The 18230-nt window shown below is 59.6% G+C and carries 18 protein-coding genes; 12 read left to right on the top strand and 6 right to left on the bottom strand.

Annotated elements, in window-relative coordinates; genetic code table 11:
* The first annotated feature begins 2 nt into the window (after positions 1-2).
* On the top strand, positions 3-692 hold the full coding sequence (locus P8K07_13705) for an HAD-IA family hydrolase (protein ID MDG1959572.1): 690 nt from the start codon (positions 3-5) through the stop codon (positions 690-692).
* 24 nt (positions 693-716) lie between these two features.
* Here P8K07_13705 and P8K07_13700 read toward each other — a convergent pair whose 3' ends face one another.
* The 3 genes from P8K07_13700 to P8K07_13690 are packed head-to-tail and all read right to left on the bottom strand — an operon-like array spanning position 717 to position 3413.
* Positions 717-1835, bottom strand: a complete 1119-nt coding sequence (locus P8K07_13700; protein MDG1959571.1) for a ferritin-like domain-containing protein — start codon at positions 1833-1835, stop codon at positions 717-719.
* A gap of 14 nt (positions 1836-1849) precedes the next feature.
* Positions 1850-2653, bottom strand: a complete 804-nt coding sequence (locus P8K07_13695) for a glycerophosphodiester phosphodiesterase (protein ID MDG1959570.1) — start codon at positions 2651-2653, stop codon at positions 1850-1852.
* 31 nt (positions 2654-2684) lie between these two features.
* Complete coding sequence (locus tag P8K07_13690) at positions 2685-3413, bottom strand: glycosyltransferase family 2 protein (GenBank protein ID MDG1959569.1); 729 nt, start codon at positions 3411-3413, stop codon at positions 2685-2687.
* Between the two features lie 44 nt (positions 3414-3457).
* On the opposite strand from P8K07_13690, the gene P8K07_13685 reads away from it, so the two are divergent.
* Genes P8K07_13685 through P8K07_13675 form a run of 3 tightly spaced genes read left to right on the top strand, consistent with a single transcriptional unit; the run spans position 3458 to position 6209 of the window.
* Entirely contained in the window at positions 3458-4663 is a 1206-nt protein-coding gene (locus tag P8K07_13685; protein MDG1959568.1) for a hypothetical protein, read from the top strand.
* A 53-nt stretch (positions 4664-4716) separates the two neighbouring features.
* Entirely contained in the window at positions 4717-5415 is a 699-nt protein-coding gene (locus tag P8K07_13680; protein MDG1959567.1) for a glycosyltransferase family 2 protein, read from the top strand.
* Between the two features lie 8 nt (positions 5416-5423).
* Positions 5424-6209, top strand: coding sequence for a class I SAM-dependent methyltransferase (locus tag P8K07_13675; GenBank protein MDG1959566.1), 786 nt, complete (start codon positions 5424-5426; stop codon positions 6207-6209).
* On the opposite strand, the gene P8K07_13670 is transcribed toward P8K07_13675, so the two are convergent.
* A complete protein-coding gene (locus P8K07_13670; GenBank protein ID MDG1959565.1) occupies positions 6130-7011 on the bottom strand; it encodes a thioredoxin domain-containing protein in 882 nt (293 codons plus the stop codon). The two genes, P8K07_13675 and P8K07_13670, sit on opposite strands and share 80 nt — an antisense overlap.
* Before the next feature lie 93 nt (positions 7012-7104).
* Positions 7105-7383: a hypothetical protein gene (locus P8K07_13665; protein ID MDG1959564.1), complete on the bottom strand. Its 279-nt coding sequence runs from the start codon at positions 7381-7383 to the stop codon at positions 7105-7107.
* A gap of 131 nt (positions 7384-7514) precedes the next feature.
* Between P8K07_13665 and P8K07_13660 the strand changes: the two genes are divergently transcribed.
* The 7 genes from P8K07_13660 (at position 7515) to P8K07_13630 (ending at position 16451) form a co-directional block, all read left to right on the top strand.
* Entirely contained in the window at positions 7515-9236 is a 1722-nt protein-coding gene (locus P8K07_13660) for a proline--tRNA ligase (GenBank protein ID MDG1959563.1), read from the top strand.
* Positions 9233-9994 carry an orotidine-5'-phosphate decarboxylase gene (gene pyrF / locus P8K07_13655; GenBank protein ID MDG1959562.1) on the top strand — a complete coding sequence of 254 codons (762 nt, stop codon included), beginning with the start codon at positions 9233-9235 and terminating at the stop codon, positions 9992-9994. The genes P8K07_13660 and pyrF overlap by 4 nt, the downstream gene beginning before the upstream one ends.
* Positions 9991-11349, top strand: a complete 1359-nt coding sequence (locus P8K07_13650) for a pitrilysin family protein (protein ID MDG1959561.1) — start codon at positions 9991-9993, stop codon at positions 11347-11349. Before pyrF ends, P8K07_13650 begins: the two co-directional genes overlap by 4 nt.
* The gene (locus P8K07_13645; GenBank protein ID MDG1959560.1) at positions 11346-12674 is read left to right on the top strand and encodes a pitrilysin family protein; all 1329 of its coding nucleotides are present in this window, start codon (positions 11346-11348) and stop codon (positions 12672-12674) included. The genes P8K07_13650 and P8K07_13645 overlap by 4 nt, the downstream gene beginning before the upstream one ends.
* Positions 12675-12825: 151 nt before the next feature.
* Positions 12826-14940: an RNA polymerase sigma factor RpoD gene (rpoD, locus tag P8K07_13640; GenBank protein ID MDG1959559.1), complete on the top strand. Its 2115-nt coding sequence runs from the start codon at positions 12826-12828 to the stop codon at positions 14938-14940.
* A 163-nt stretch (positions 14941-15103) separates the two neighbouring features.
* Positions 15104-15313 (top strand): hypothetical protein, encoded by a 210-nt coding sequence (locus P8K07_13635; GenBank protein ID MDG1959558.1) that lies wholly within the window; start codon positions 15104-15106, stop codon positions 15311-15313.
* Between the two features lie 253 nt (positions 15314-15566).
* Entirely contained in the window at positions 15567-16451 is an 885-nt protein-coding gene (locus P8K07_13630) for a LysR family transcriptional regulator (GenBank protein ID MDG1959557.1), read from the top strand.
* On the opposite strand, the gene P8K07_13625 is transcribed toward P8K07_13630, so the two are convergent.
* Entirely contained in the window at positions 16420-16872 is a 453-nt protein-coding gene (locus P8K07_13625; GenBank protein ID MDG1959556.1) for a hypothetical protein, read from the bottom strand. The two genes, P8K07_13630 and P8K07_13625, sit on opposite strands and share 32 nt — an antisense overlap.
* Before the next feature lie 209 nt (positions 16873-17081).
* Here P8K07_13625 and asd point away from each other — a divergent pair, with 209 nt between their 5' ends.
* A complete protein-coding gene (gene asd / locus P8K07_13620) occupies positions 17082-18161 on the top strand; it encodes an aspartate-semialdehyde dehydrogenase (GenBank protein ID MDG1959555.1) in 1080 nt (359 codons plus the stop codon).
* Positions 18162-18230: the final 69 nt, after the last annotated feature.

Here is an 18230-nt window from a genome sequence, read left to right as displayed (position 1 = left end):
CCATGAGATTCCCTCGCCCAATTCACGCCGTTCTCTTCGATATGGATGGCATCCTGCTGGATACGGAAACGATCTACACCGAGGTCACCCAGGATTACGTCGCTCAGTGGGGCAAGACTTTCGACTGGTCCATCAAATCTCATATGGTCGGTCGACCCGCGATCGAGGCTGCCACCTACCTCGTTGAGGCCCTCGATTTGCCGATCTCTCCTGCGGACTATCTAGCCGACCGCGAAGAGCATCTTCTCGAGCGAATGGGATCCGCCAAGGCGCTCCCCGGAGCTGAAGAACTCACACGGGCCCTTCACGAGGCAGGGGTACCCATTGCGGTCGCGACCAGCTCGCCGCGCAAATTCTTCGAGAGAAAAACAGGACACCACGCGGCCTGGTTCTCCCTCTTCGATGCCATCATCACAGGTGACGATTCCAGAATCGGCAAAGGAAAACCCGCACCCGATATCTTCCTGCTCGCAGCCGCCGCGATTGAGGCGGATCCGACGAAAGCTCTCGTGATCGAGGACTCACCTGCCGGAGTAACCGCCGGCGCTGCCGCCGGGGCCCAGACCCTCGCGGTCCCGCACACCGGTATGGATCGCGGTAAACTCGAACATGCCGATCTGATTGTCGACAGCCTGACCGAGATCGATTTGGGCGCTCTCGGCCTCACCGACACACCGGCACCCGACGCCTGATGAAGCAACGGGATACCGTGGCCCTTAATGCGGTGCCGTAGATCCAATCTCCTCAAGGGCCCACCGACTGGTATCTTCCGGCAAATCAGGAAGGTTGGTGATGAACTCCTCGTAGGTGTCGCCGGCGAGGTTCCTTTGAAGGTTGGCGGCAAGCACCTGATGGAAATCACGAGCGACCCGCTCGCCGAAGAGGTTCAATCTCTTCAGCGTCGGAATCACAAACCCCTGAATCGCGCCGAACTTGCGGTTGCCCTTCTCGTCGAGCGAAGGGCCCGCAGGCACTTCCTTGCGCACCGATTCCAATAACGCCTCGAGATCGACACCCGCGGCCTGCCAGAGCGCGAAAACTTCGGTCGCGAGCGTCGCATCGTTACGCCGATCGACCAGCGCCGACGCACAGCTGAGGGCGAAGTCTTCCAGAGATTCGCGCTTTTCTTTTGTGAGCAACGGAACCGCCTGCGAGACATAGAGAACCCCATAGGCATGGTGTCGGGCCTCGTCGCGCGCGACATAGGTCAACAGATCCTTGAGCAAAGGCTCCTGGGTGAGGTTCCTCATCTCCTTGAAGCTGTGCAGGGCGAGTCCCTCAATCACGATCTGCATGCCGACTAATTTCTCCAACCAATCCCCGGTCGAGAGCGTTGCATCCAGAATCTGCTTGAGCGGCTTGGCGACCGGTTGCACTTCATCCAGTTTTTCAATGTAGCGCGCGAAGACCTCGACGTGTCGTGCCTCGTCCATGGTCTGGGTTGCGGCGTAGAACTTCGCGTCGGTATGCGGCACGCAGTTGACCAATTGCGAGGCCACCAGAAGTGCCCCCTGCTCTCCGTGCAAAAAGTTGCTCAGTCGGAAGGATGCTGTCCGGCGCATCACCTCCCAGCGGACGTCCTCGTGCAGAGACTGCCAATAGGAACATTTCTCGAACGGGATCCCGAATCCCAGAGGCGTCGTTTGGAAAAGCTCGTGGTCAATTTCCCGATCCCAGTCGAGATCTCGCTCGGAAATCCATTGGTTTTCGGCAGCCTTGATATAAAGGCGGCGCAGCTCTTCTACCTCGGAACCGTAATTCCACTGGTAGACGGCTTCCATTGCCGTTTCGAGTCCGGGGTCCTGTGTGTCTGTCGTCAGCGCAAATTTTGTCATTATCCCCGCTCTCCCTATCCCCGACTCGGGCTCTCCCAAGTCGACAGAACTTCCGCCAGCAGCGTCGGTCGGTCCGTCATGAGTCCATCCACGCCGAGTGCGAGCAGTTGCTCCATCTCGTCACGATCGTCGACGGTCCAAACGTGAACTTCCAAACCTCGACTATGTGCCCCGGCCACAAATTCTGCGGTCACCAGCGGTGTTCCCAGAAATGTGCTGGGAACCTGCAGCGCGAATCCGACCGGCTCGTAGGAGTCCAGTTCACCGGCCTCCATCGCCTCCAGAAAGGAGACGACGTCCTCGGTCGCATACCCCAGAAGAACTCCGCTTGACTCGAGGCGAATTCGATCCATCAAGCTTTTATGCTCGGCGGCCACCAGGCTCCGGCCCAGTGCCCCTTCGCCAGCCAGAACGGCCATCACGTCCTGAACAATATCCGGCTCGGCTTGCTTGATCTCCATATTGAGGGGCACGTCGGGAAATTCCTGACAAACCTCCGCCAGAGTCGGAATTTGCAGTCCTCGACCGCGAAAGGAGTTGGTGCCCTTTTCGTCCACAAATTGGTAGCCGGCATCCAATTCCCGGAGCTGGGCAAAGGTATGTTGCCGCAACTCACCCGAACCATTGGTTGTGCGTTCAAGGGTCGGGTCATGAAAGACCACGATTGTTCCATCCGAGGAAGCGTGCACATCGAGTTCCAGGTGGTCGGCTCCTGCAGCGATCCCGTGACGAAAGGCTTCGAGTGTATTCTCCGGGGATTCAAGCGAACCCCCGCGATGAGCAAAAAAGCGAGGGCGTGGGTGTCCAGCGTAGTCCATGCTTCTCAGAAATACAGCGATCGCCCGCGTGTCAAGTCGATGCTGGCTTGCGGCGGCCCTCGCGTCGCAGTTCCCAATAGAGTCCGAAGAGTTCCTGGAAAGCCCGCAAGATCACGCGCAGGTCCCCCCCGGAGGAAACCCCCGCCTCCCGGGGCAGATGTCCGACCGGGCATTCCATCAGGCGTGATCCGCGCGAAACGATGCGAGCCAGCAACTCCGCGGAGAACATGGCGCCGGTTGCCTGCACTTCGAGTCCCTGAAGGGCCTCTCGACGAAAGAGCTTGAACGCACAATCGATGTCCCGAACCGGGACATCGAGGAGACTCCGAATCAATAGATTCCACGCGTGGGCATTTGCTCGACGCAGAGCGTTGTCCTGACGTCCCACGCGGTATCCGACCACCACATCATGATCAGCTATCTCCTCGACGAGACCCTGCAGACTCTGAATCTCGAATTGGCGATCTCCGTCGGTGAAAAAGGCGAACTCCATCGTACCCGCCTGCAACCCCGTCCAAACCGCCGCGCCGTAGCCTCGATTCGCCTCATGTCGGATGACGCGCACGCGAGAATCACGGTCGGCAACTGCCTGAGCGCGGGCAAAGGTGGCGTCGGTTGAACCATCGTCTACGACAATAATTTCGAAGACTTCGGCAAATTCCGGCAAACCCTCGAGCATATCATGCAGCATGGCCTCGACATTGGCTTCCTCATTATGCGCCGGGAAAGACGCCGAGAGTTCTGGCAAACGATGCATCATGGAATGGACCCCCCCTTCGAAGGAAGGTACCGCTAGTTTTGCAGATGACCGCGACAATTCCCAATTCCGACGCAGGACCGCCCTCGCGAACCCATCCCCGCGATGCCCTATGGCTGACCCTTGGGGCCCTCGCCGTATACTGGGCGACCAACGACGGCACTTTCATGTTCTTCAACTACCATCTGCATTTGGCCGTCTCGTTTCTGGAGGGCCGCACCTGGATCGCCGATCCGCCGTCCTGGCTGACTGAATTCGCCTGGTCGGGGGGGCGTCCCTACGTCTACTTCGACCCTTTCCCGGCGATTTTTTTGATTCCCTTCGCTCAGGCAGGAGGGCTCGCTGTCAATCTGGCCTATGTATCGATCGGTGTCGGCGCTGCCAATATCGGTCTGATGCGGCTTCTGCTGGGCCAGTTGCGCGTGGCTCGGGGCAACGCGAACCTGACTTGCCTTCTCTTCGCATTCGGAACCGTTCACTTCTTTGCCGCCGAGTTCGGAAACACGTGGCTACTCGCCCACCTGCTCGCCTGTGCCGGTCTGACTCTGGCGTTCCTCGAAGCAACCGGTCGCGCCAATGCCTTCCTGACCGGAGTTTTCTGCGCTGTCGCGGCAACCAGCCGCTCTCCAAGCTTGCTGGGAGCGCCCGTATTCCTCTTTCTGCTCTGGCAGCGCGAGAAATCTCTCCGCACGATCTTCGAGTTCGGTTTGCCCTTCGCCCTGACTGCAGCCCTGCTCGCAGCCTACAATATTGCTCGCTTCGGAGACCCTCTCGACAACGGTTATATCGTGGCCAACCAGGCACTCCTGGCCCCCGAGCACGGATCGTTCAGCTGGCGCTATCTCGGCCAGAACCTTCGACATTATTTCCTCCTCCTCCCGACAGTGGAAAAGACCTGGCCGTACCTCAAGCTGACCGATCATGGATTGAGCCTGATCGCCACAACCCCCGCTCTCCTGCTTCTCCTGCGGCGGGGGTGGAGTTCCGGGGCTCCCGATGCCGCGCTCCTCGGCCGGGCCTCCCTGGCCGGAGCCGCCATGATCTTTTCCATGTACCTCTTGTATTTCTGGGATGGCTGGCGGCAATTCGGCAGCCGCTACACCCTCGACTTTACCCCATTTCTGATCGTGGCATTGGCTCTCCGCAACGACCCGCGGCCCGGCCTTCGACCGTGGATCTGGCCAGCCGCGATCGCAATTTCCTGCGCCATCAACATATGGGGCATCTGGTATTGGCAAACCTTTCTGAATTGAATCGAAGCCCTTCCCCTGATGCGGCAAATTCCGATAGGCTTCATCCCGATCCGATGGTGAGTTCCCCGCTGGTAATTATTCCCGCCTACAATGAGGCGCGCTTTGTCGGCGAGACAGTCCGGCGCGTTCTGGCCGCCGGGAACTATCCGGTGCTCGTAATCGATGACGGCTCGGCTGACGAAACCCGCGAAGTTGCTCTGGCCGCTGGTGCCCTTGTCGCTTCCCATCCTTTCAATCTCGGATACGGATCCGCCCTGCAAACCGGATACAAATATGCGCTCGATCACGATTACGAGGTCCTGGTACAGTTGGACGCCGACGGTCAGCATGACCCCGTCTGGATCGGAGATCTGATCGCGCCCGTGCTCTCCGGCCGGGCCGATCTGAGCATCGGCTCACGGTTCAAGAAGCCTTCCGGCTACGAGATGGGCGCCGCGCGTTCCGCCGGGCGCCGCTTTTTCCGGCTCCTGCTCCAATGGTTCGGGGGACCCGCCATCGAAGATCCGACATCCGGATTACAGGCCCTCTCCCGTCGCACCTTCGCCTTTTACAGCGAGGACTTTTTTCCTTTCGACTTTCCCGACATCGATGTTCTCCTGCTCGCGCATAAAAGAGGCTTTCGCATCGAGGAAGTTCCGGTCGAGATGGGTGCCAGCCCCGAGGGGCGCACTCCGATGCATACCGGCCTGACGACTCTTTACTATCCTTATAAAATGCTGCTCTCCACTTTCCGTAACTGGCGACTCGGTTAGGCAGGAAAATGGCATCCGGCAATGCGAACCACGCCCAAAGAGGAGACATCACTCGCACCAATGAGGATCGTTTCTGGGAAGAGGGCGGCTCCTACCGGCCAACCGATCACCCCGTCGTGGAGATCTTTGCCCGCCAGCGTCTGGACTATCTAAGCTCCACCGGGGCACTCGATGGCGTTTCGTCACTCCTCGATGTCGGCGCCGGCAGCGGCTTTTCCAGCCGTTACTATCCAGATTCCATCCACGCCGTCGCCTGTGATTTTGCCGGCGGCATGTTGCGAGCCAATCCGGTCCGGGATCGTATTCAATGCTCCGGCGACAAGCTTCCTTTCGCCGACGGAAGCTTTGATATCGCAACCTGCTGGGAACTCCTGCACCACCTCGATGACCCGGTCGGGGCGATTCGCGAAATGTGGCGTGTGGCACGAAGGCGCATCGTTCTATTTGAACCGAACAGAATCCACCCGGGGCATATCGTGCTCGGGCTGACCCGGCAGGAGGAGCGGCGCTCGCTGCTCTTTTCTCCGGGCCATCTGCGGCGCCTGGTAAGCAAGGCGACAGGTCTGCACCCGAGTCGACAGGAGCGATGCGGCCTCCTTTTTCCGAATATTACGCCGCTATTTCTGGCAAAAGTTTTTGGCAGGCTACCCTACCGCGTCCCGCTTGCCGGAATCTCGCAATTGCTGGTTCTGGAAAAAAGTCAGGATGGTTCCTTCAGCGCTCCAATTCCGCATCAATCATCGCCGCGAAGACTTCCGGTGGCTGGGCGCCCGACAACTTCCGGCCGTTTATGAAGAAGGTTGGGGTTGCATTGATCCCCAAGGCGTTTGCCTCGGCTACCGTATCCGCAACCACCTGAGCCGCTCGACCCGAGGCCATACATTCTGTCAAAGCCTCGGAGGTTTCGCCCGCAGCGATCGCCATTCTGCGAATTTCGTCCGCGGCAGCCAGCGGGTCCGGAGCTATGGTTCGCTGGTTGGCGAACACCTCGGCATGGAATCGCCAATAGGCGTCCTGTCCGGCTCCGAAAAGAACGCAAATACCCATCTCCGAAGCCGCCTGAGCCCATGGGTGAAGCGAAACCATCGGCATCTGTTTATAGACAAACCGCACCTGATCTTCGTAGCGAGACAATACTTCGCCGTGCACGATACTGTCCGCCCGCGCGCAAAAGGGACATTGGAAATCCGAATATTCCACAATCGTAACCTTGGCGTCCGGTGAACCAAGCGTCGGATCGTCCGGAGAGATGGAAATCCCGGCCAGCGATGTTGCTACCGGATTGACATCCAAATCGATCGGATCGTTCAGAAACAACCATCGCCCGTCCGCCGTGACATAGAATGATACCCTTTGGGACTGGCCCTCCTTGGCGAGCATCAGATCTCCGCGATGCAGACCGGTGCTGCCAAAAGCGGCCAGATTGGCGACCGTCACCTGGACGTCCTCCGGAATTTGCCCCCCACCCAAAAGATACCTGCGAGCGCGTGGGGCCAATGCTTCGCCATCCACGGCGAACTCCCCGGTTGGCTCCGGTGCCGGACTGCAGCCCGCCAAACCACCTATCAGCAAAACGGCGACAATTTTTCGAAACATGATTCTGATTAACTCCTGGAACACTCGGGATTCACGGGTGGCTTGCGACCCTGACAGGCACGATCTCCACGCCGGAAGCTCGCCGTCGTAAATTCAGCCGGTGGTTAATTCCGACCGATGACGCTTTCGCAAGGCCAGCGCGAGATCTTCGACGGCGCGCTGGGCCTCGGTACTCTGATTCTCCGCCTTGCGGAGTTGGTCGGCCACGTGAACATCGGAGCCACCCGCGGACGGATTCACGCCTGTCGGAGAGTGACTGCAGGACCGCCGTAAAACCTCCACAATCAATCGGTCTCTGGTAAGTCCCCGAGATTTGGCTTTTGCATCCATCAAGCGGAGCAAATCATCTGGGATATCGACCGAATCAGCCACCGCTATCAGTAGATCCTATTCAAGCTTGAAAGTCAGCCGATTGAACAGAAAAACTTCACGCTTGAAGAGTTTCGCATACGGGCAGAAATAAGGATGCAAGAGCCGCGGTGGTTGTCTACAGTGACTGGACCGTGCGCCTGACGAAATTTTTTGCTCCGACCCTCAAGGACGACCCAGCTGATGCGGATGTGATCAGCCATAAGCTGCTCGTGCGCGCCGGGATGATCCGGCAGGTAGCGCGGGGCATCTACGACTATCTGCCTCTGGGGCTCAGGGTCCTGCGCCGGATCGAGGCGATCGTCCGCGAGGAACTCGACCGCGCCGGATGTCAAGAAATCCTCATGCCGGCCATCTGCCCTGCCGAACTCTGGGAGGAAAGCGGGCGTTGGGGCCATTATGGCAAGGAATTACTGCGAATCCGTGACCGAAATGATCGCGATTTCTGTTTCGGGCCGACACACGAAGAAGTCGTGACAGACCTGGTTCGCGGTGAGATTCGATCCTATCGGAACCTTCCCAAGAACCTCTATCAGGTCCAGACAAAATTTCGGGACGAGGTGCGCCCCCGATTCGGATTGATGCGCGGTCGCGAGTTCCTCATGAAAGACGGCTACTCCTTCCACGCGGATCGCGAGGACGCCGAGCGGGAATATCATGAGATGTACGCGGTCTATGAGCGAATCTTCACACGATGTGGACTCGACTTCCGCGCTGTGGAAGCGGATACCGGAGCCATCGGCGGCAGTTTGAGCCACGAGTTTCAGGTTCTGGCCTCTTCGGGCGAAGACGAGATCGCGGCCTGCGACCAATGCTCCTACGCCGCAAATATCGAGAAGGCGGAAATCGCGGCACCGGCAGACACCCTTGCACCAGAGGCCGTTGACCAAACCCCGCAACTTGTCGAAACTCCGGGAAAGCGCACCATCGAGGAAGTCTCGGCTTTTCTCGACCTCCCTGCGACGGACTTCCTGAAAACCTTGATCTACGTTCAGGCCAACGGAGAACCGGTAGCCGCGCTGGTACGCGGCGACCACCAAATCTCGGAAGCCAAACTTCGGAACCTCCTGGGAACCGAAGCGCTGACACTGGCAGGCCCCGAGGTCGTCCGGGAGGTCACCGGTGCCCCGGTCGGATTCGCCGGGCCAATCGGTTTGTCACTGCCGGTGATCGCCGACTTCGCCCTCCAGGAGATGTCCGCGGCCGTCGCCGGCGCCAACAAGGCCGACCATCATATTCAGGGGATCCGGCCGTCACGCGATCTTCCTGAAGGCACGCGCTTCGCAGACCTGCGGGAAGCGCAAGCAGGCCAGAGTTGCCCCCGTTGCGAGAACGGCCGATACGCGATCCACCGCGGCATCGAATCCGGCCAGGTCTTCTACCTCGGCACCAAATACTCCGAATCGATGGGCGCCACCTTTCTCGACAATCAGGGCAAGGAACGACCGCTGGAGATGGGGTGCTACGGCATCGGCATTTCCCGCACTCTGGCTGCCGCCGTCGAGCAGAGCCACGACGAGAACGGAATCATCTGGCCGGTACCGCTGGCCCCCTTTACGGTGCAGATCGTCCCCACCAAAATGAAGGACGACGCCGTGCGTAGCGCGGCCGAAAACCTCTATGCCGATCTCTGCGAACGACGGGTCGACGTCCTTCTCGATGACCGCGACGAGAGGCCGGGAGTCAAATTCAAGGACGCAGATTTGATGGGCACTCCATTGCGAGTGACGATCGGGCCTCGTGGTCTGGAAAATGGGCTTGTCGAGGTGCGCCCGCGTGCCGGAGGCGAAACCGAAGAACTGCCCCTGGAGGCAGCGGGTGCGGTGATTGCCGAGCGGGCCGGTATCGGTCGATGACAGCAGCCGCGCCGACTCTCAGTGCTCGGGAACGATTGATTTTTCCCCTTGACGTTCCCGACAGCGAGACTGCGCTTGGCCTGGTCGAGGAACTGCATCAGGATGTCGGGATTTTCAAGGTTGGCAAGCAACTATTTGTAAAATCGGGTCCGGCAATCGTGCACGCGATTCAGAATCGTGGGTGCGACGTATTCCTCGACCTCAAATTCCACGACATCCCGCAGACCACCGCCCTCGCGAGCGTCGAGGCCACCCGCCTCGGGGTCAAGATGTTCACCCTGCACACCTCCGGCGGGGGAGAGATGCTGCGCGCCGCGCGCGAGGCTGTCGACGCCGCGTGCGAGACCGAAGGCCACCGTCGCCCCATACTGCTCGGCGTCACCGTACTCACCAGCTCGTCTCCCGAAGACCTCGCCTCTCTGGGCATCACGGACTCGATCGAAGATCAGGTCGTGCGACTTGCCCGGCTCGCCTGCGATAGCGGGATTGATGGACTGGTCGCCTCCCCGATGGAGGTCGAACGAATCCGCGCGGAATGCGGAACCCGACCCAGCCTGGTAACGCCCGGCGTGCGACCGCTCGCAGCCGACTGGGGGGATCAAAAACGCGTTCGGACCCCCACCGAGGCCATTGCATCCGGAGCTGATTTCCTCGTGGTGGGTCGACCCATCCGCGACGCAAAAATCCCCGCAGAAGTCGCCAGAGAGATCACTCTGGAGATCAACGAAGGCCTGCGCCTGCGAGACAAAAAAGAATGAATCTTCAAAACCGCTCCCTTGTTCTGGCCTGCGTTTTCACCGCCCTCGTCCAGGCGATGAGCGCGTCAGCCGCCACCGATTATCGCGAACAGGTCTTCGCCAAGACTCTCCCGAACGGGCTCGAGATGCTTCTTCTACCGGACCATAAAGCACCGGTTGCCGTAATTCAGGTCTGGTACCGCGTCGGCTCCCGCAATGAGGTCCCGGGGAAAACTGGTCTGTCCCATATGCTCGAACATATGATGTTCAAGGGCACCGAGCGCCACGCCGCCGAGGAGTATTCGAGGATCATTGCGCGGCAGGGCGGTAACGAAAATGCCTTCACCTCGGCGGATGCAACAACCTACTTCGCCAAACTCGCTTCGGACCGGCTGGATATTCTTCTCGAATTGGAAGCTGACCGGATGCGCGGTCTCGCCCTCCGCGCCGATGAATTTGAGCCCGAGCGGCAGGTCGTCGCCGAAGAGCGTCGCATGCGTGTCGACGACGATCCGATCTCTTATTTGCGCGAAAGTCTCACCGCCACCGCCTTTGCCATTCATCCGTACCGACAGCCCGTGATCGGCTGGAGCGAGGATATCGAGAACTGGACGCTCGCTGATCTACAAAGCCACTACGATCAATTCTACCAGCCGGGCAATGCCGTGATTGTGGCCGTCGGTGATTTCGAGCCGGAGGAGCTCGCTGCCCGGATCGAGCATTTCTTCGGCACCATCCCCGCCGGCCCGGCCGCACCCCCCATGATCATCCGTGAAGAGCCGCCACGGGGCCCTCGGCGCATCGAGGTGACTCGACCCGCCAAGCTGCCATTCATCATCTTGAGTTATCCGGCACCGAACTTGAGCAATCCTGATTATGCAGCACTCGAGATGTTGAGCGTGATCCTCTCTGCCGGAAAAAGTTCCCGCATGCGCGAGTCGCTCGTCCGTGAACAACAGGTGGCTCTTTATGCCGGCGCATCCTATCGGCCCACCTCCGTCGACGATCGCACCTTCACTCTGTCCGCGCAGGCTCAGCCAGAAACTTCCGCTGTGGCCGTCGAGGCCGCCTTGATCGCCGAAGTCGAGAAGGTACGCAACGCTCCGCCAACCGAAGAGGAAATGCGTCGGGCTCGGCGACAAATCGAATCCAGTTTTGTATTCTCGCAAGACTCTGTTTTCTCACGGGCCATGCTCCTCGGGCATTATGCGATGGCCGGCGACTGGCAGCGCGTTGATGATTATCTGGCCGCGATCGAAGCGGTCACGCCTGCCGATGTGCAAAAAGCCGCACAACGATGGCTCGATCCCCAAAAGCGCACGACGGGCATCCTGCACCCCGAGGATCCTTCGCCGGTCTCAGGAGATGAATCATGATGCGCCGCCTTCACTTCCTGCTTCCCCTGTTCTTGTTGGGTGCCGTCGACAACAGCCATGCCCTCGAGGCCTCTCGCCACACGTTCGACAACGGGCTTCGTCTGATCATCCTTGAGCAAACAACAGTACCTATTGTGACCATCGACTGTCTGGTTGATGGTGGTGCTCGAGTGGACCCCCGGCTGAAGCCGGGGTTGGCCAGCTTTACCGCCGACCTTCTTGACGAGGGTACTTCCCAGGCGACCGGGCCCGAGATTGCGCGAAAAATTGACTCCCTCGGAGGCTCTCTGAGCATGGGCGCCGGACAGGATTGGATTCACGCAGGCGCATCTCTGCTGTCCCGCGACTTCCAAACCGGGCTTGAACTGCTGGCCGCCAGCCTCCGATCGCCCACCTTTCCCGAAGCGGAGATCGAGCGTATCCGGCGCGAAACCCTGGGTTCGATCACGGCCTCCGATGAAAACCCCGCCGCGATCGCCTCACGGACCTTCCGTGCCGCCCTGTTCGGTGACTCACCCTATGGCCACCCCATCATCGGAACCCCTGAATCCGTCCGCGCAATTTCCCGTCAGGACATCGTCGACTTTCACGCACGAAATCTGAGACCCAACCAAACGATCTGCGCGATTGTGGGAGATGTGCCTGAAGTCGAAGCTCTTGCGCAGATGAAGACTTTTTTCGGAGACTGGCAAGGCGTCGCCGCCGCCGAGAACGCCACCGGGGCAACCCCACCGAACTCCCGCGAAATCGCTGTTTTCCAGCAGACAACCCAAGCGAGCATCATCATTGGCCAACTGGGCATTGCGCGCGACAACCCGGATTATTTCCCGCTACTTCTGATGAACCATATTTTCGGAGGGGGCGGCTTCTCCTCGCGGCTGGTCGAGCGCGTCCGCACCCGGGAGGGTCTGGTCTACTCGATCTACAGCCGGCTTTCGTCCACCCGACTTCCGGGATCTTTCCGGATCGGGCTGCAGACAAAAGCTGAAAATGCCGAGAAAGCCATCCGCATTGTACGGGAAGAAATCACCAATATGCACCAGGACGGTGCGACACAGGAAGAACTACAGGCGGCCAAGGACTACCTGACAGGCAGCTTCCCTCTGCGTCTCGACTCCACGGGAAAGCTCTCCGGCCTGCTTGCCCAAATCGAGTATTTCGACCTTGGCACTGACTATATCGCCAAGTACGCGGGTCGGGTTCGCGAGGTCACGGTCGACGAAGTTCGAGCGGTCGCCCGGAAGTATCTGCGACCCGAAGGCCTGATCGTCATCACCGTAGGTCCGGAAAACGGCCCCGCGACAGAATCGACGCAAGCCCCATGACAAGCCTCTTCTCGACCCACACCCGGAATCTCGCGAAAATTCGAGATCCGGGCCCTCCCTTGACTCCCCTCCAGTGCGAAACTACCCATCATGTCTTGAGCAACCCGTTTCATACGAGGAACCAGCCCGGTTCGCTGCGAAAGGTATAGCCGTGAAAAAGACCCCGAGCGCTGTCGCGAAGAAAGCTGGAGCCCGAAAAACCACCTCTCCAAAGGTGGCCGCGGCCAAGAAACGAGCCGCCAAAACTGCGCCAAAGCAGACGGCGGCCACGGCCAAGAAGGCGACCAAGACGGCAGCCAAGAAGAAAACGGCTGCAAAAAAACCGGCATCGCCAAAGACGGCAACCAAGCCGATCGTCCTCAAGAGTGCTCCCGGAGGAAAAACTTCGACTCGGGCGAAAAAGGCAGGCACCCAAAAGGTCGCTGCTTCTGGCAAGACCGCCACCAAGGCGCAAACAGCTGCTCAGGCCAAAGCTGAGGCCAGGCTGGAAAAGCTGATCGAACTCGGCAAGGAGCGTGGCTTTCTGACGACCGAGGAAGTCAGCAAGAGTTTCGCAAAGCAGGCCGGCACACCGGAAGCCATCGAAGATGTGATGACCATGCTGGGACAGCTGGACATCGAGGTTGTCGAGCAGGCCGACACCGAGGGTCCGGAATTCGATTCGCCTGAACCCGAGGCCGAGGAAGCAACCCCCGCAGAACCGAGCACGGGCACCCGGGCCCGCACGCGCACCCCGGCATCGACGACGAATGCCTCCGACACTTCCGATCCTGTGCGGATGTATCTGCAAGAGATGGGCGGCGTACCGCTGCTGTCTCGAGAAGAAGAAGTCACCATCGCCAAGCAGATCGAATCCGGCGAGAACGAAGTTGAGGTCGCGGTCTTCTCGACGCCTCTCGCCCTGCAGTATGCGATCACCGTCTGTGAAAAGCTCAAAAGCGAGGAGTTGACGCCTCGGGAAGTCTTCGGCGATGACGAAGCGCCTCAGGAAGACCGGTCCGACGACGAGACGCCCGACGACCGCTACGAAAAGAAAGTTGCTGCCTTCGTCAAGCACCTTCCCTCCCTGAACCGACTCGCGGTCGAGAGCGTCAAACTGGAAGAGGCCGGCAAGGGACGCAAAACAGCCGCCGAAACCACCAAACACGGAAAAAAGCTCGCCACATTCGCCGACAAGACAATCGCCACACTACGGGCCATGAACCTGAGCCCCAAGCATATCAACGATATCGCATCGAAGATCGCCGAAGCCGCAGAATTGGCGAAAGCTCCTGCCCGGATCGTGCGCAAGGTGCGTCAGCGAAGCGGTAAAAACGAAGCTGACGTGCTCACGATTCTCAAGAAGGTGAAGCCCGGAGACAAGGCCAGCGCGACGGCAGTCGCTCGAACCCTCCGGATGAGCGCCGATCGGATCATGAGCCATGTGATCAATCTGCGAGAAGTTCGCAAGGACGCCGCTCAGGTTGAACGCGAAGTCGGAATGACGGCCGAAGAACTCATCACCGCAGCCGACAGGATTCAACGAGGAGAATGGCACGCGCAGGAAGGTAAGCGCGCGCTGATCGAGGCCAATTTACGCCTCGTCGTATCGATCGCCAAACGCTACACAAACCGCGGACTCGGCTTCCTCGACCTGATTCAGGAAGGCAATATCGGACTGATGCGCGCCGTGGAGAAGTTCGAGTATCAGCGCGGCTACAAATTCTCGACCTATGCCACCTGGTGGATCCGGCAGTCCGTATCTCGCGCAATCGCTGACCAGGCCCGTACGATTCGTATTCCGGTTCATATGATCGAGACGATCAACAAGGTCCTGCGAACCTCACGCTACCTTGTCCAGCAACTCGGCCGAGAACCAACGCCGGATGAAATCGCCCAGCAAATGGAAATGCCGGCCGACAAGGTGCGCAAGGTTCTGAAGATCGTCAAAGAACCCGTCTCGCTCGAAACTCCGATCGGCGACGATGAAGAGAGCGCCTTGGGCGATTTCGTCGAGGATCGCCAAGGCGTTTCCCCGGCCGACGCCGCAATGGCGATCAGTCTCGAGGAGCAGACGCGCAAGGTATTGGCGACTCTCACGCCGCGCGAGGAACAAATCCTGCGGATGCGTTTCGGAATCGGCGAGCGCTCCGACTTCACCCTCGAAGAAGTCGGTCAACGGTTTGCCGTCACGCGCGAACGTATCCGGCAGATCGAGGCCAAAGCTCTGCGCAAACTGCGCAATCCCGCGCGGGCCAAAACCCTCGAGACTTTCAGCGGCGGCTGATCCATCGCCCCGCCCGCCCATCGCGCGGCCCACAAGTTTTTCCGATTCTCGCTTCGCCTTGCCTGCGTTTTCCTGTAGAACAAGGTTTGTCGGCGTTACTGGCCGACGACGAGAGTGCCTCACGGGAGGCGTCGGTTGTGGTGTTGTGTGGAGGAGTGGTCTCATGGAAACAAGTCTGGAGCGGGATCTCCGTCAGTGGCGAGAGAATCGGGCGCGCGAAGCAGACACGATGGCATCGTTGAGCTCGCAGCTTTTTGAGAAGAGTGCGTCGGCCAAGCCCTCGGCCTGGCAAGCTCCCGGCGGTCGGCGGGTGCGCGTCAAAGGCCAGGACGTCGTCGTCGTCGCAAAGAGGAAGCGTCCTCTTTCCTCCTGAACCGGATTTCTTTGGCCGAGCGGTTTTGGCCAACGATTCCTGCCATTCGCAGCGGGCCCGGATCACAGCCGGCAGCCAAAACCCGCCCCAAAGTAACCGGTATCCCAAAGCCCGTGGTGCCGATCTCCACCCGCGAATCGAGACGAATTCAGGAAATCCCTAAAAAACCTACTGATTTCAGGATTGCGGGGTTCTTAATGCGTGCTAGCCTAATCCGACAGGCCAGTTGGATTAGAACAGCTGAATAAGACCCATGCATATCGAAACCCTGAAAGTATTCTGCGACCTTGTGGACACGGGCAGTTTCTCCGTCGCCGCCGCCCAGAACTACGTCACGCAATCCGCGGTGAGCCAGCAGATCCGCACCCTGGAAACTCGCTATGGCCGCAAATTGGTGGAGCGGGCCAAACGACGGGTGCGACCGACCCCCGCGGGCGAGATCTTCTATGAAATCAGCCGCGAGATTGTGGCCCGGCACCAGGACCTCGAAGCCCGCTTGCAGGCTTTCTCCAATATCGTGGCCGGCACTGTCCGCGTTGCCACGGTGCATTCTGTGGGACTCTATGAATTTTCCGACGAGCTAAAGCGTTATGTGAAGGCCTACCCGAGCGTAAACGTCCGGCTCGAATATAAAAAATCCAGCCAGATTTACGAAGACGTTCTGGCCGGGACGCTCGATGTCGGCGTCATCGCCTACCCACATAAAAGACCCCAGATTCGACTGATCCCCTTTCGCGAGGATCAGCTAGTCATGATCTGCGATCCGACTCATGCTCTCGCCCGGCACAAGACGATCTCGGTAAAAAAGCTGGAAGGGCAGAATTTTGTGGGCTTCGAGAAGGACATCCCGACCCATAAGGCAATCGACAAGGTCCTCCAAAAGCATCAGGTGCGGGTCAATTATGTCGCCGAAGTCGACAATATTGAGGTGATCAAACGCATCGTCGAGGTTGGTACCGGGATCTCGATCGCGCCCGCCCCGGCTGTCGGGCCCGAAATCCGGAGCCAGTCTCTGGTGGCCATTCCCTTTTCCGACGAACATTTTGTCCGGCAACTGGGTATTATCCATAAGGAAGGGCGTCATTTTTCGCCCGCGGCCGAGAAGTTCATCGACACCCTGACGCCTGGACAGATCTGAGCCATTTCCCGAGGACCTCATCTGCCAGATTCTGCCGCCGCCGCAGCCTCCTCCGCAGAGCCTCTCCTCCGAATAAAGGATCCTCTGCCGGACGGTTCAGACGGGAAATCTCGCGTCGAAGAAGGAAGCCCGTGTCTTCTCGCGGTACCGAGAGGCAGCCAAGCGTGACCATCAATTCGATGGAACGCCCTCCCGGGGGGCGCCCTCCGGGCCCATGCAGCCAGCATTCGAGTTCCGTCCGGCCGGCGGCTGACAAGGCCCAGCGATTGGCGCGTCCGGATTTACCCAGGCTGACAATCCATCCGCGATGCGCCAACCCGGGCAGAATCGTATACACCCGCACCCGCGGGCTGGGATCAACTCCCAGACGGGATGCGTAGACGTTCGCGATTTCCCGGCCCGTCTGCACCGAGGAGCTCATGCAACTCAAAATTATGTGCTCAAAAGCCCTCATATTTGCTCGACCTCCCGGCCCAAGGATGCCCAACCTCACTGCATCTGGAAGATCAGCCCCATGAATAGATGTGCCTTCGCACAATCGTGCCGACGCCAAAGACATCGCCATATTGACTTTCCCGCGTCCGGTCCCGAACATTATTTCATGGATATTCACGCGCGGAGCTCTTTCTAATGGCGCCCTCTCGGACATGGAACGTCGCGGTAGTCGGTGCGACAGGTGTCGCGGGCCAACAATTTCTCGAATCGCTGCGGGGACACCCCTGGTTCAACGTAACCGCGGTTGCGGCCTCTCCCCGTTCCGCGGGCAAGAGCTTCCGAAAAGCGCTGCTCGACGAGAATGGAGCGCGCAAATGGTACTGCGCCCACGAGCCTGACGACCATGTCCTCGATCTCGAGGTACAGAACGCGATGGATCTCGACCCGGATTCGGTCGATCTGGTCTTTGCGGCCATCGAAAGCGATGCCGCCAAGGAAGTCGAACCCCGACTCGCCGTGAAGATCCCGGTATTTTCCACCGCCTCTGCCTTCCGTCGCGAATCCGACGTGCCGATCGCCGTCCCCGGGGTCAACCTCGATCAGCTCTCGGTGCTCGACGCACAACGAAAGAATCGCGGCTGGGAGGGCTTCGTGGTTCCCCTACCGAACTGCACCACCATGGGACTTGTGGTGACGCTGAAACCTCTCGCCGATGCCTTTGGGCTCGAGCAGGTTATCCTCACCTCCATGCAGGGCCTCTCGGGGGCCGGCCGAACACCGGGCGTCGGTGCGATGGATATTCTCGACAACATCATCCCCTTCATCTCCGGCGAAGAGGAAAAAGTGGCCTGGGAGACCGGCAAGGTTCTGGGTTCGGTCGGCAGCAGCGGCTTTGACCACCATCAGGCTTTGGTCAGTGCAACCTGCACCCGCGCGAATGTCAGCGAAGGTCATACCGAAGCCGTGACCGTCCGCCTCACGCAAACCCCGGATGCCGCCGAAGTGCAGTCCGTGCTCCAGGATTTCGGAAAGGAATTCTGCGCTCGCCGTCTCCCCTCGGCGCCCGAGGCCCTGATTCACGTGCATGACGACCCTTTCCGACCACAGCCGAAGCTCGACCGGGAAGCCGGCGGTGGAATGACCACGTCGGTAGGGCGGCTCCGCGTCGACGAGGCTGGTCTCCGCTACATGCTCGTCTCTCATAATACCAAAATGGGCGCCGCCAAAGGTGCTGTTCTGGTGGCCGAACATATGGCGGATTCCGGCCAGCTGTGAGTGGATTTTCGGGCCTTCCGCGCCAAAGCGATGGCGTGGCCGATCGACCAGCGGTATAATCGGAGCGGA

Source organism: Candidatus Binatia bacterium (assembly GCA_029248525.1).
GTDB lineage: Bacteria > Desulfobacterota > Binatia > UBA12015 > UBA12015 > UBA12015.
Note: the sequence above shows the minus strand (reverse complement) of the source record. Positions and strands in the feature narration are given on the sequence as shown.